Raw genomic sequence first — 12,585 nt, forward strand, 5'->3', positions numbered from 1 at the left:
GGTTGATAGGCCAGATATGGAAGCATCGTAAGGTGTGGAGTTGACTGGTACTAATAGGCCGAGGGCTTGTCCTCAGTTGCTCGCGTCCACTGTGTGGTTCCCGGGTTGCGAACAGTCGCAGCGTCGGTTGAACCAAGTTTCACTTACTTAACTGAAGAGTGTGCTTGTTCGCTCGAACCCGATAGGGTTTCGGTGGTCATAGCGTTAGGGAAACGCCCGGTTACATTCCGAACCCGGAAGCTAAGCCTTTCCGCGCCGATGGTACTGCAGGGGGGACCCTGTGGGAGAGTAGGACGCCGCCGAACAATCTTTCAAGGACCCTTGGTCCCAGCGTACATGCTGGGACCAAGGGTCCTTTTGCTGTTTTGAAACATGCACAGCCCGAAGCGCGCCGAACCGTTCGGTGCGTGAGAATGAATGCAGTACCGAAGACAGGAGTCACGTCGATGTCCACCAACTCTTCCGACGATCGTTCGGAGCGCCGGCCGCAGCGGCGTGACGACGGTGACCGCGGTGGTTTCCGGCGTGACGACCGGGGGCCGCGTCGCGACAGCCGTGGTGGCGACCGCGGTGAGCAGCGCGGCGGCTTCCGACGCGATGAGCGGGCCGGCGGCGGACGCGGGGGCTTCCGCCGCGATGACCGCGACCGCTCCTCCGGCGGTGACCGTTCCTACGGCGGCGACCGCGGGGGATTCCGCGGGGGTGACCGCCGCGACGAGCGGGGCGGGGAGCGTTCCTCGTTCCGGCGCGATGACCGGCCGTTCGGCGGTGGCCGTGGTGGCGACCGTGGTGAGCGCGGCGGCTACCGACGTGATGACCGTGGCGGTGAGCGGGGCGGATTCCGTCGGGACGACCGCGGCGGTGAGCGCGGCGGTGAGCGCGGTGGGTTCCGTAGGGACGACCGCTTCTCCGGACGTGACCGTGGCGGCGAGCGGGGCGGGTTCCGCCGCGATGACCGACGGGACGACCGGCGTGACGAGCGCCGCGACGACCGGGGCGGATTCCGTCGGGATGACGAGCGCGGTGGCTTCCGCCGGGACGAGCGTCGATATGAGCGACGTGACGACCGTCGGGATGATCGGCGTGACGAGCGGCGTGACGAGCGGCCTTCGTTCCGTCGGGATGACCGGCGCGACGACCGGCGTGACGACCGTGGGGGCGCGCAGCGGGGCGGGTTCCGTCGCGATGACCGGGGCGGTGACCGTGGCGGTGAGCGCGGCGGCGGCCGTGGTGGTTTCCGGCGTGACGACCGGGGGCCGCGTCGGGACGACCGCGGCGGGTTCCGTCGGGACGACGAGCGCGGTGGCTTCCGGCGTGACGACCGCGGTGGCTTCCGGCGCGATGACGAGCGTGGCGGGCGGCGTCCGTACGGCGGCGACCGCGGGGGATTCCGCGGTGGTGACCGTCGCGACGAGCGGCGGGACCGGGAGCCGATCAAGCGGCTGCCGATTCCGGAGGACGTCACCGGTGAGGAGATCGACAAGGACGTGCGGCAGGAGCTGATGAGCCTGCCGAAGACGCTCGCCGAGGATGTCGCCAAGAACCTGGTGATGGTCGCCAGGATGCTGGACGAGGACCCGCAGAAGGCGTACGGGTACTCGCGGGTGGCGTTGCGGCTGGCGTCCAGGGTCGCGGCGGTGCGCGAGGCCGCCGGCTTCGCGGCGTACGCGGCCGGCAAGTACAGCGAGGCGCTCGCCGAGTTCCGTGCGGCGCGGCGGATGACCGGCGGTGTGGAGCTGTGGCCCGTCATGGCGGACTGCGAGCGTGGTCTGGGCCGGCCGGAGAAGGCGCTGGCGATGGCCGGTGAGCCCGAGGTGCAGAAGCTGGACCGGGCCGGTCAGGTCGAGATGCGGCTGGTCGCGGCGGGTGCCCGTCGGGACATGGGGCAGGCGGACGCGGCGGTGGTGACGCTGCAGAGCCCCGAGCTGGCGTCGAACGCCGTGCAGCCGTGGACGGCGCGGCTGCGGTACGCGTACGCCGACGCGCTGCTGGAGGTCGGGCGCGAGGACGAGGCGCGTGACTGGTTCGCCAAGGCGCTGGAGGCGGACCAGGGCGGTACGACGGATGCCTCGGACCGGCTCGCCGAGCTGGACGGTGTGGAGTTCACCGATGTGCTGGAGGACTCCGACGAGGTCGACGAGGCCGAGGAGACCGACGAGGCCGGGGAGAGCACCGGGGACACCGAGAAGGCGAAGGACGCCGCCGGCGGCGGTGAGCGGCGTGACGGCGGTGTGCCGCCCGTGGCGCTCGACGACGATGTGACCGATGAGGTCGTGGAAGTCGTGGACGTTGATGACGCCGCGGAGCGGGAGCGGCCCGAGAAGGGCTAGTGGGTGACGTAAGGCCTGGTGCCCCGAGCCCCGACAGGCAGTGATGAAGGGCGGGATCCCGGAGGGGGTCCCGCCCTTCGTCGTGTGTGGTGGTGTCAGGCCGTGGGCGCGTAACGGGCGATGGGGTTGCGGAGGGTGCCGATGAGCTGGAGGGCGCCCGCCGGGTCCTGGAGGTCGACCATCTGCTGGTTGTTGCGCAGCTGGAGGCGGTTGAGGCAGGAGAGCGCGAACTCGTCGGTGAACATGTCGTACCGGGCGAACTTGTCGGCGAGGTGCGGGTGCGACGTCTGGTAGTCGGTGACGCACTCGGCGACCGTGCGCCAGAAGGTGTCCTCGTCGAGGACACCGCGGTCGGCGAGGGTGCCGGACAGGAAGCGGAAGAAGCAGTCGAAGACGTCGGTGAAGACGGAGAGGAGTTTCTTGTCCTCGGGGACGTCGGCGCGGATGCGTGCGACGGCGGGGGGCAGGACTGCGTCGGGATCCATGACGGCGATCTCCTCGGCGATGTCCTTGAAGATCACGCGGTTCACCACGCCGTCCTCGATGACCAGGATGGCGTTCTCGCCGTGCGGCATGAAGACCAGGTCGTAGGCGTAGAAGGAGTGCAGGACGGGGGTGAGGTACGCGTCGAGGTAGCGGCGCAGCCAGACGGCCGGGGCGAGGCCGGACTCCTCGATGAGGGCGGCGGCGAGGGAGCCGCCGTCGCGGTCGGTGTGGAGGAGCGCGGCCATGGTGGCCAGGCGCTGGCCCGGCTCCAGGGCGGGGACGGGGCTCTCCCGCCAGAGGGCGGCGAGCATCTTCAGGTAGGGGGAGCCCTTGTCGGTGGCGGCCTCGTACTGGCGGTGGTGGTAGCCGATCGCGGCGCGCTCGCGGATGATCGAGAAGCGGGCGGCCCGGAAGGTGTCGTCCGCGTCGATCAGGCGGCCCAGCCAGTCGTTGATGGCGGGGGTGGCCTCCATGTACGCGGCGGAGAGGCCGCGCATGAAGCCCATGTTGAGGACGGAGAGGGCCGTTTTGACGTAGTGCTTCGCCGGGGCGGTGGCGTTGAAGAAGGTGCGGATGGACTGCTGGGCGAGGTACTCGTCGTCGCCGGGGCCCAGGCACACCAGGTGCTGCTGGGCGACCTCGGCGGCGAAGGTGACGGAGAGCTTGTTCCACCACTGCCAGGGGTGGGTGGGGAAGAAGTAGTAGTCGTCGGGGTCGAGGCCGCGGGCGGTGAGCGCGGTGGTGAAGCGGGTGCGGGTGGCCTCGGGGAGTTCGTCGCGGATCAGGGTGTCGTAGTCGAGACCGTCGCCGGCGGTGAAGGTGGCGTGGTCGCGGCGGGCGGCGAGCCAGATCAGGCGGAGGGGGCTGGCGGTCTCGGGGGCGTAGGCGTGGTATTCGTGGATGCCGAAGCCGAGGCGGCCGTTGTTGGCGACGAAGCAGGGGTGGCCCTCGGTCATCCCGGTCTCGATGGCCTGGAAATCGCCGGTGGCGAGCTCGGCGGCGGTGGGCCGGTCCTGGCTGAGTTTGTAGGCGGTGCCGGAGAGGGTGGAGCTGATCTCCTCCAGGTAGACCGGGAGGATCTTGTCGCCGAGGCCCAGGGTGTCGCGGAGTTCGATGAAGAACTCCAGGGCGTCCAGGGGGAGTTCGGTTCCGTCGCGGTGGCGGCTGATGCTGTCGGCGTCGACCTGCCAGTGGTCGAGGGCCTGGCGGCGGGCGGCGAAGCGGTATTCGGTGCCGTCGTCGTCGCTGCGTACGGCGTAGTGGCCGTCCTGCGGCAGGCGCTTGGGGGTGAGCAGCCGCTCATGGGCGAACTCGGCGAGGCCCTTGCGGATCAGCAGGCGGTTGGCCTGGGCCCACATGCGGGGGGTGAGGTGGGCGACGGCGTCCTGGGCGGTCGGCCGGGTGCCGGCGGTCATCGGTTCTCTCCTCGGGTGGCCGGGACGGCGCTCTCCGCGGGCGGCCAGGAACTGGTCGCGGGTGCAGGTGCTGAGCAGGGCTTGTTTGGACGGCAGGTCGACGGTGCGCCGGACCTCGAAGCCGACGGCCTTGTTCAGGGCGTGGACGGCGGTGTTGAGGGCGTCGGGTTCGACGACGACGCGGCGGTGGGCCGGGTCGTCGAAGAGCGCCTCCATGACGGTGGTGATCACGGCGCGGGTGAAGCCGTGGAGGGGGGTGTCGGTGGGGGCGCACAGGAAGTGCATGCCGACGTCGCCGGGTTCGGCGGGATGGATGCCGACCAGTTCGCGGTGGGCGGGGTCGTAGCGCTCCATCAGGAAGGCGGGGGTGCCGTTGTGCAGGCCGAGGAAGGCGTCGTGGTAGGGGTCGGCGGCGATCCGCGCGAACTCCTTCTCGACGTCGGCGGGGTCGCAGTCCTGCATCAGCCAGAAGACGGCTTTGGGGTGGGTGACCCAGGAGTGCAGGAGGGCGGCGTCGGCGGCGGGGTCCACCGGCCGCAGGGAGAATTCCCCCAGAGCGGGGTCGGTGCGGGTGAAGAGGGGAGTGGGGACGGGGGTGGAGAGGGGGGCGTTCATGCGGATATCTCCGTGGGGTGGTGCGGGCCGGCCGGGGCGGCGAACTCCTGGAAGGCGATGGCCTTTTCGACCGGGTAGTACTCGCGGCCGAGCAGCTCGCGGATGAGGCAGGAGTTGCGGTACGCGGCCATACCGAGGTCGGGGGTGACGAAGCCGTGGGTGTGCAGCTCGGCGTTCTGCACGTAGATGCCGTGGCCGGTGGTGTCGATGCTGTAGTTGCGGGCCACGTCGTAGCGGCCGGCGTCGTCCCAGGCGATGCGGTCGCGTACGGGGGTGAGGAAGTCCGGTACGCGGTAGCGGTAGCCGGTGGCGAGGACCAGGCCCTGGGTGTCGAGGGAGAAGCCGGTGTCCTGTTCCTCCTGGCGCAGCCCCAGGGTGTAGGTGCCGGTGGTCTCGTCGTAACGGGCGGTGTGCAGCGCGGTGTTGGTGAGGAGACGGGTGCGGACCGGGCCGTTCAGGTTCTTCTGGTAGAGCAGGTCGTAGATGTCGTTGATCAGCGCGGAATCGATGCCCTTGTAGAGGTGCTTCTGGGTCGCGTTGAGCCGGTCGCGGGTGGCCGGGGGGAGGGCGTGGAAGTAGTCCACGTACTCCGGTGAGGTCATCTCCAGGGTGAGTTTGGTGTACTCGAGGGGGAAGAAGCGCGGGGAGCGGGTGGCCCAGGTGAGGTGGTAGCCGTGGGTGTCGATATCCGTCAGGAGGTCGAAGTAGATCTCCGCGGCGCTCTGGCCGCTGCCGATGAGGGTGATGGACTCCTTGGCCTGGAGGGCGGCCTTGGCGTCCAGGTAGTCGGTGTTGTGCAGCAGGTCGCCGCCGAGGTCCCGGCAGGCGTCGGGGAGGTACGGCGGGGTGCCGGTGCCCAGGACGAGTTTGCGGGCGCGGAAGGTCCGGCGTTCGCCGTCGTGGTCGGCGTGGACGGTGTAGAGCTCCTCGTGCTCGTCGTACGCGACGCCGGTGACGCGGTGGGAGAAGCGGACGGTGCCGAGTTTGCCGGCCGCCCAGCGGCAGTAGTCGTTGAACTCGGCGCGCAGCGGATAGAAGTTCTCGCGGATGTAGAACGAGTAGATCCGGCCCGATTCCTTGAGGTAGTTGAGGAAGGAGAAGGGCGAGGTCGGGTCGGCGAGGGTGACCAGGTCGGCCATGAAGGGCACCTGGAGGTGGCTGCTCTCCAGCATCATGCCGGGGTGCCAGTCGAAGGACGCGCGTTCGTCCAGGAACAGGCCGTTCAGGTCGTCGATCGGCTCGGTGAGGCAGGCCAGGCCCAGGTTGAACGGGCCGAGGCCGATGGCGATGAAGTCGTACGGGGAGGGGTGCGGGGCGGACACAGGGGGCTCCGGGAGGGGGTTGTTCGCTGGCGGAGGGTCACGCGCTGAGCGCGGGCTGCTGCTGCGCGGCGAGGAAGGTGCCGGCGTGTTCGGCGATCAGGTCGAGGACGGTGGCGATGTCCTCGAGGGTGGTCTCCGGATTGAGCAGGGTGAACTTGAGGTAGTGGCGGCCGTCGACCTTGGTGCCGGCGACGATCGCGTCACCGGAGGCGAACAGCGCCTCGCGGGCGTGCAGGTTGACCCGGTCGGTGAGCTCGGCGTCCAGGCCGGTTCCGGGGACGTAGCGGAAGACCAGGGTGCTCAGCTGCGGTTCGACGACGACCTCGAAGCGGGGGTCGTCATGGAGGAGTTTCCAGGCGTCCGCGGCGCGGTCGATGACCTCGTCGAAGAGTTCGCCGATGCCCTGGGCGCCCATGACGCGGAGGGTGAGCCAGAGCTTGAGGGCGTCGAAGCGGCGGGTGGTCTGGATCGACTTGTCGACCTGGTTGGGGATGCGCCGCTCGGCCATCCGGCGCGGGTTGAGGTAGTCCGCGTGGTAGGTGACGTGCCGCAGGGTGGACCGGTCGCGGACCAGGATGGCGCTCGAACTGACCGGCTGGAAGAAGGACTTGTGGTAGTCGACGGTCACCGAGTCGGCGCGTTCGATACCGGCGAGCAGGTCGCGGCGGCGGGAGACCAGCAGGCCGCAGCCGTAGGCGGCGTCGACGTGCATCCAGGCGCCGTACTGGGCGCAGAGGTCGGCGATCTCGGGCAGCGGGTCGATGGAGCCGAAGTCGGTGGTGCCGGAGGTGGCGACGACGGCCATGGGTATCAGGCCGTCGGCGTGGCAGCGGGCCAGGGCGTCGGCCAGGTCGGCGGTGCGCATCCGCTTGTGCTCGTCGGCGGGGACGGCGATGACGGCCTCGGCGCCCATGCCGAGCAGGGTGGCGGCCTTGCGGATGCTGAAGTGGCTGCACTCGGAGGTGAGGATGCGCAGCCGGGGCAGGACGTCGGTGACCCGGGCGTCCGAGGAGCCGGCGCGGGCCAGTTCGCGGCGGCAGGCCTCGTCGCGGGCGAGCAGCATGGCCTGGAGGTTGGACTGGCTGCCGCCGCTGGTGAAGATGCCGTCGGCCCGCTCGCCGAGGCCGATCCGCTGCGCGGTCCAGTCGATCAGCCGGCGTTCGATGAGGGTGCCGCCGGCGCTCTGGTCCCAGGTGTCCAGGGAGGAGTTGACCGCGGAGAGCACCGCCTCGCCGACGAGGGCGGGGATCACCACCGGGCAGTTGAGGTGGGCCAGGTAGCGCGGGTGGTGGAAGTAGACGGCGTCGCGGAGGTAGACGTCCTCGAGTTCGTCGAGCGCGGCGGCGGCGTCGTGGAGCGGGGTGTCGAGGTCGACGGCGGCGACCGTGGGGGCGAGGCCGTCGACGGAGATGCCGGTGAACGGGCGGGCGGTGCCGGCGATCCGGTCGCTGATCCGTTGGACGCTTTCGGTGACCGCGGTGCGGTAGTGCGGGGCCGTGCCGTTGGTGAGCAGGTGTGTCCGGCTGTCGGCCGGGTCCTCGGCGGAGTGCGCGAGGAGACTCATGAAGGTGTCCTCCCTGGTGCGGAGTTGACCACGTCCTGTGCCGGGCGGAGAGCGCGCGGAGTGCACAGGGCAGGGAGACCGCCCCGGCGACGTGGTGAGGTAAGCCTAACCTAACCACGCGCCGGGTCGGATGGGGGCCTCGACGGGCGGGCCCCGGGTGAGGGTGAGTTATCGGATTCTTCGTCAGTTGTCGGACTTGTTCAGGGGGTGAATGCCGGACTCGTCCACGGTGCCGTCGTCGGACTCGTCCAGGATGCGCAGGACCAGTCCGGTGGCCGGCTTGGGCCCGAAGGACGTGGACTTCCGCGGCATCGTCACACCGCACTCCGCGAGCTGACGGACCGTCTCCTCCGAGGTGGCGCGCATCAGGACGGCGGTGCCGCCCTGCCGCACGGCCTGCTCGACGGCGGCCTCGGGGTGGTGCAGGTAGTTGATGTCGGACGGGTGGTCGGGGATGTGCCAGACCTCGTCCAGCAGGACCGAGTGCAGCACGGTGGCGTCCAGCCGCCGCCACGCCTCCGGCCGGTCGCGGCGGATCGTACGGTCCAGCAGCCCGGGGTCGGGACGGTCCAGGAGGTGGAACACGCCCGGCTCGCCGGCCAGGACGAAGGCGGTGCCGGGCGTCTCCTCCAGCGCCTCCAGGGCGGCGGACGGCCCGCCCGTGAGCGTACGGGAGCGGAAGACGCCGTCCAGGTCCGCCAGCGCCTTGGCGGGCGGCAGATGCGGCAGCACCCGGTGGATCGCCCGGACCTGGAGCGGATACCGGTCGGTGTCGACCAGCAGCACCAGGCCGGACGCCCACGGAGAGTCCGCCCCGGCGCCGGGCTGTTGCTCGTAGAGCCGCTGGTAGGTCGCCCAGCGGTGGTGACCGTCGGCGATCAGGGCCTGCCGGTGGGCCAGGTCGGCGTCGATGGCGGCCAGGTCGGCGGGGTCGGTGACCGCCCACAGGCGGTGCCGGAAGCCGTCCTCCGTGGTGGTGGTGAGCAGCGGGTGACCCTCCACCACGCGCTCGATCACCGCCGTGGCGCCGTTCGCAGCGTTCCGGCCACGGTAGGAGAGGAGCAACGGCTCGAAGTTTGCGGCCGCGGCGCGCATCAGAGCGGCGCGGTCCTCGACGACTTCGGGGATCACGTCCTCGTGGGGCAGCACCGGGCCGTCCAGGCACAGCGCGCCGATCAGCCCGCGCTGGAGCACCTCCCCGGCCCGCTGCTCGTAGACGTAGAGCGCCGGCTCCGGGTCCGGCCTCAGCACGCCCTCGGCGCGCCACCGGCGCAGCGTGTCGGCGGCCTGGCGGTGACGTGCGGAGGGGTCCGCGGCGTGCGGGAGGATCAGCCGGACGATGTTGTACGGATCGGCGGTCTCCAGATGGCGCACGCCCTCCGGCCGGACGACCACGTCGTACGGCGGAGAGGTCACGGCGGTGAGGTTGCTGACCCGGTCCGGGGCGTAGCGCAGGCCGCGGAACGGGCGGAGGCGGAGGCCGTCAGTACTCGTCATCCAAGAATGCTATGCCGCGACGGAGATGAGGGAAGATCGGGGGACAGCCCGGGGCAGCCCGGGAGTGGCTGGAAACATCGGTACGCGCGCTGTCGGTATGCGCGGTACGGAACACGGTGCGCCCCGGCGGTCCGGAGCGCGCCCTGGGAACGAGGAGCGGGACGGCATGAACGAGCAGGTGCGCGGGCGGTCGGAAGGGAGCGTGCGGCGTCGGCCCGACGGGTGCCGGAGCGCGCTGAGCGAGGCGTACGACACGGCGCTGCTGGATCTGGACGGGGTCGTCTACGCCGGCGGACAGGCCATCGCGCATGCCGTGGAGTCGCTGACCGCCGCGCGGGGCGGCGGGATGCACCTGGCGTATGTGACGAACAACGCGGCCCGCACCCCGCTGACGGTCGCCGATCAGCTGACCGGCCTCGGACTGCCGACCGGCCCGGACGACGTGATCACCTCGGCGCAGGCGGTGGCCCGGCTGATCTCCGAGCAGGTGCCCGCGGGCGCCCGGGTACTGGCCGTCGGGGGCGAGGGGCTGGTGGTGGCGCTCCGGGAACGCGGTCTGCAGCCGGTCTTCTCCGCGGACGACGATCCGGCGGCGGTGGTCCAGGGCTTCGACCCGACACTGGACTGGGGGCGGCTGGCGGAGGCCGCGTACGCGGTGCAGCGCGGGGTGCCGTGGTTCGCGTCCAACACCGATCTGACCATCCCCAGGGAGCGCGGGATCGCCCCCGGCAACGGTGCACTCGTGGAGGTGGTCCGGACCGCGGCCGGCGGGGCGCCGCAGGTGGCCGGGAAACCGCGGCCGCCGATGCACCGGGAGACCGTGCTGCGGACCGGCGCACAGCGGCCGTTGGTGGTCGGGGACCGTCTCGATACGGACATCGAGGGCGCGTACCACGGTGAGGTCGACGCGCTGCTGGTCCTCACCGGAGTCGCCACCGCCGCCGAGCTGCTGGCGGCCCCGCCGCAGCACCGGCCGGCCTACGTGGACGCCGATCTGCGCGGGCTGCTCGTGCCGCAGCCCGGGGTGACCGAGGACGGCGACGGCTTCCGCTGCGGCGGCTGGCGGGCCGCCCTGGCCGGGGACACGTTCACCGTGGCGGGCGAGGGCGCACCGCTGGACGGACTGCGGGCGCTGTGCGCGGCGGCCTGGACGGCGGCGGGGAACGGGAGGTGTACGGCGGACGCGGGGAAGGCGCTGGCGCGGATAGGGATGTAGCGGTAGTGGGGCGGGGCCCGGTGCGGGTGGGAGCCGGGCCCCGCCGAGCGTCGGCGGCGGCTCAGTCCTCGTCGGACGGTGCCGTGCCCGCCGTCAGCTCCGCGATCAGGTCCTCCTCGGTGGCCCCGCGCCGCCAGTAGCCGGTGAACTTGACGGCCCGGCGGTCGAATCCGCGCTCGCGGACCAGATGGCGGCGCACCGCCTTGATGGTTCCCGCCTCGCCGGCGATCCAGGCGTACGGGGTGCCCTCGGGCAGCTCGGCGGCGCGCAGCGCGTCGAGCACCGGCTCGCCGCCCGCGGCGGCCGCGTGGTCCGGGACGAGCCAGGTGACGTCGGCGTCCGCGAAGGACGGCAGCGGCTGCCGGTCGTCCTCGTGACCGACCTCCAGCCAGACCTTGGCGCGGGTGCCTGGGGAGAGCCAGGACAGGATGCCGGCGATGGCGGGCAGCGCCGTCTCGTCGCCGGTGAGCAGGATCCAGTCGGTGCCGGCCGGCGGGCGGAAGTCGACCCCGCCGTTGTCCTGCACCACGGGGGCGAGCACGGTCAGCCGGTCGCCGGGCCGGGCGCCGGCGGCCCACCGGGAGGCGGGCCCGCCCGCCGTCACCGAGGCCCCGGGGCCGGCGCCGTGCAGCGCGAAGTCCACGTCGAACTCCCCGGTGTGGGGGCGCTGTTCGCGGATCGTGTACGACCGCATCACCGGGCGCTCGGCCGGATCCTGCACCCGCCAGGCGGCGTACCAGCCGTCGCCGGTGTCCTCGAAGACCGGCCGGTCCTGGTGGGGCTGCGGGAGGAAGAGCTTGAAGCGCTGGTCACGACCGCCGGAGGCCAGTTCGTCCAGCCGTTCACCGGCGAAGGTGATCCGCACCATGGACGGGCCGAGCCGCCGGGTGCGGACGACGTGCACATCGAAGAAGCGGAACGGTGCGGTGGCGGGGGCGGCGGTCGTGGTCATTGCGGGTACCTCCCGGAACGGTGGTGGGGGTGGGTGCCGCGGTGGAGCGCGGTGGCGGGTGTTCCACCGCGGCGGTGGAACGGTGCGTCAGCCGACCTTCTTGGCCTTCTCGATCGCCTCGGCCAGCGACTCGATGAGCGGTGCGGACCCGGCGTAGGAGAAGCGCGGCTCGCTGGACCACGGGGTGATCTGGTTCGCCTTGACGGCGGGCAGCTTCGCCCAGGAGGGCTTGGCAGCCAGGTCCTTGGGCTGGAGGGTGGCGGTCCGGTTGTCCAGCAGCAGCACGTCGGCCTGGTACTTGTCGGCGTTCTCCCAGCTCAGGCTCTCGAAGTAGCCGCCCTTGTCCAGGTGGTCGGGCACGATCAGATCGACGCCGAGGGACTTGTAGTACATGAGGTCGGCGCTGATACCGGGGTTGGAGGCGTAGAAGAGGTCGGCGCTGCCGGAGCAGGCGAGCACCTTGACCGGGTGGGCCTTGGCGGCCTGGCGCAGTCGCTCGGAGGCCTTCTCGAAGCGGGCCTTGGCGTCGGTGACCTTCTTGGCCTTGAGGTCGGCGCCGAGCGACTCCGCCAGTTCGGCGTACCGCTCGATGATCTTGACGAGCGGGGTGCGGGAGGAGGTGATCGCGACGGACTTGGCCAGTGCGGTGATCTTGTCCTTGCCGGCGTCCGGGACGAACCACAGCTGGCCCGGCTCGTACATGTTGGTCACCAGCAGATCGGGGCGCAGGCCCGCGTACTTCTCCACGCTGAACTGGTTGTAGGCGTTGCCGATGATGGTGACCTTGTCGACGTCGAGGTCACCGGCCTGCGGATCGGGCTTGCCGTCCTTGAGTTTGGTGGGGCCGAAGACGCCGACGATCTGGTCGTCGATGCCGAAGTCGTGCAGCGCGGCCGCGGTACCGGTGAAGGCGACGATGCGCTGGGGGGTGTTCTTGAGGGAGACCTTCTGCTTACGGTCGTCGGTGAAGGACCACGGACCGCTCCTGGCGCCGTCCTTGGCACCGCCGTCGGCACCCGCCGAGCCTTTGCCCCCACCGCAGGCGGCGAGCAGGGCGCCGATGCCGACGGCGCCGCCCGCGGCCAGGATGCCGCGGCGGGAGGGCGATACGCTTCGGGAGGTGCTCATGTGGGTGCGCTTCTCTCTGGGAGGGCCTGCAGGTCCAATGTGAGGGTAGGCTAACCTAAC

8 protein-coding genes, 1 rRNA gene and 2 pseudogenes are annotated in these 12,585 nt (G+C 71.1%); 4 read left to right on the forward strand and 7 right to left on the reverse strand.

The features are described from left to right. Positions 1–188: 188 nt before the first annotated feature. From rrf to ACFY12_RS05230, 3 genes and pseudogenes are all read left to right on the forward strand, one after another. Positions 189–305: ribosomal RNA gene (rrf, locus tag ACFY12_RS05220) — 5S ribosomal RNA — on the forward strand. 201 nt (positions 306–506) lie between these two features. Beyond that, a pseudogene (locus ACFY12_RS05225) lies at positions 507–1,421 on the forward strand (hypothetical protein); the annotation flags it as partial. 21 nt (positions 1,422–1,442) lie between these two features. Beyond that, the gene (locus ACFY12_RS05230) at positions 1,443–2,330 is read left to right on the forward strand and encodes a hypothetical protein (RefSeq protein WP_390715049.1); all 888 of its coding nucleotides are present in this window, start codon (positions 1,443–1,445) and stop codon (positions 2,328–2,330) included. A 95-nt stretch (positions 2,331–2,425) separates the two neighbouring features. Here the strand turns inward: ACFY12_RS05230 and ACFY12_RS05235 are convergent, their stop codons facing one another. The 5 genes and pseudogenes from ACFY12_RS05235 to ACFY12_RS05255 form a co-directional block, all read right to left on the reverse strand. Further along, entirely contained in the window at positions 2,426–4,231 is a 1,806-nt protein-coding gene (locus tag ACFY12_RS05235; protein ID WP_390715050.1) for an IucA/IucC family protein, read from the reverse strand. Between the two features lie 105 nt (positions 4,232–4,336). Then, positions 4,337–4,846, reverse strand: a pseudogene (locus ACFY12_RS05240) (GNAT family N-acetyltransferase); the annotation flags it as partial. After that, positions 4,843–6,168, reverse strand: a complete 1,326-nt coding sequence (locus ACFY12_RS05245) for a lysine N(6)-hydroxylase/L-ornithine N(5)-oxygenase family protein (protein WP_390714390.1) — start codon at positions 6,166–6,168, stop codon at positions 4,843–4,845. The pseudogene ACFY12_RS05240 and the gene ACFY12_RS05245, both read right to left, overlap by 4 nt. Before the next feature lie 37 nt (positions 6,169–6,205). Then, positions 6,206–7,732 carry a pyridoxal phosphate-dependent decarboxylase family protein gene (locus tag ACFY12_RS05250; protein ID WP_390714391.1) on the reverse strand — a complete coding sequence of 509 codons (1,527 nt, stop codon included), beginning with the start codon at positions 7,730–7,732 and terminating at the stop codon, positions 6,206–6,208. Positions 7,733–7,915: 183 nt separating this feature from the next. After that, on the reverse strand, positions 7,916–9,229 hold the full coding sequence (locus tag ACFY12_RS05255) for a DUF1015 family protein (RefSeq protein ID WP_390714392.1): 1,314 nt from the start codon (positions 9,227–9,229) through the stop codon (positions 7,916–7,918). 166 nt (positions 9,230–9,395) lie between these two features. Between ACFY12_RS05255 and ACFY12_RS05260 the strand changes: the two genes are divergently transcribed. Then, a complete protein-coding gene (locus tag ACFY12_RS05260) occupies positions 9,396–10,445 on the forward strand; it encodes an HAD-IIA family hydrolase (protein WP_390714393.1) in 1,050 nt (349 codons plus the stop codon). 61 nt (positions 10,446–10,506) lie between these two features. On the opposite strand, the gene ACFY12_RS05265 is transcribed toward ACFY12_RS05260, so the two are convergent. Both ACFY12_RS05265 and ACFY12_RS05270 read right to left on the reverse strand, forming a co-directional pair. Continuing rightward, positions 10,507–11,397 (reverse strand): siderophore-interacting protein, encoded by an 891-nt coding sequence (locus tag ACFY12_RS05265; RefSeq protein ID WP_390714394.1) that lies wholly within the window; start codon positions 11,395–11,397, stop codon positions 10,507–10,509. 87 nt (positions 11,398–11,484) lie between these two features. Next, the gene (locus ACFY12_RS05270) at positions 11,485–12,525 is read right to left on the reverse strand and encodes an ABC transporter substrate-binding protein (protein WP_390714395.1); all 1,041 of its coding nucleotides are present in this window, start codon (positions 12,523–12,525) and stop codon (positions 11,485–11,487) included. Positions 12,526–12,585 lie beyond the last annotated feature (60 nt).

The sequence above is a fragment of the Streptomyces sp. NPDC001339 genome (assembly GCF_042895955.1).
GTDB lineage: Bacteria > Actinomycetota > Actinomycetes > Streptomycetales > Streptomycetaceae > Streptomyces.

Coding starts and splice junctions, on each gene's coding strand:
- ACFY12_RS05235 (WP_390715050.1), bottom strand. CDS start 4,231: ATGACCGCCGGCACCCGGCCGACCGCCCAGGACGCCGTCGCCCACCTC.
- ACFY12_RS05260 (WP_390714393.1), top strand. CDS start 9,396: ATGAACGAGCAGGTGCGCGGGCGGTCGGAAGGGAGCGTGCGGCGTCGG.
- ACFY12_RS05265 (WP_390714394.1), bottom strand. CDS start 11,397: ATGACCACGACCGCCGCCCCCGCCACCGCACCGTTCCGCTTCTTCGAT.
- ACFY12_RS05270 (WP_390714395.1), bottom strand. CDS start 12,525: ATGAGCACCTCCCGAAGCGTATCGCCCTCCCGCCGCGGCATCCTGGCC.
- ACFY12_RS05255 (WP_390714392.1), bottom strand. CDS start 9,229: ATGACGAGTACTGACGGCCTCCGCCTCCGCCCGTTCCGCGGCCTGCGC.
- ACFY12_RS05250 (WP_390714391.1), bottom strand. CDS start 7,732: ATGAGTCTCCTCGCGCACTCCGCCGAGGACCCGGCCGACAGCCGGACA.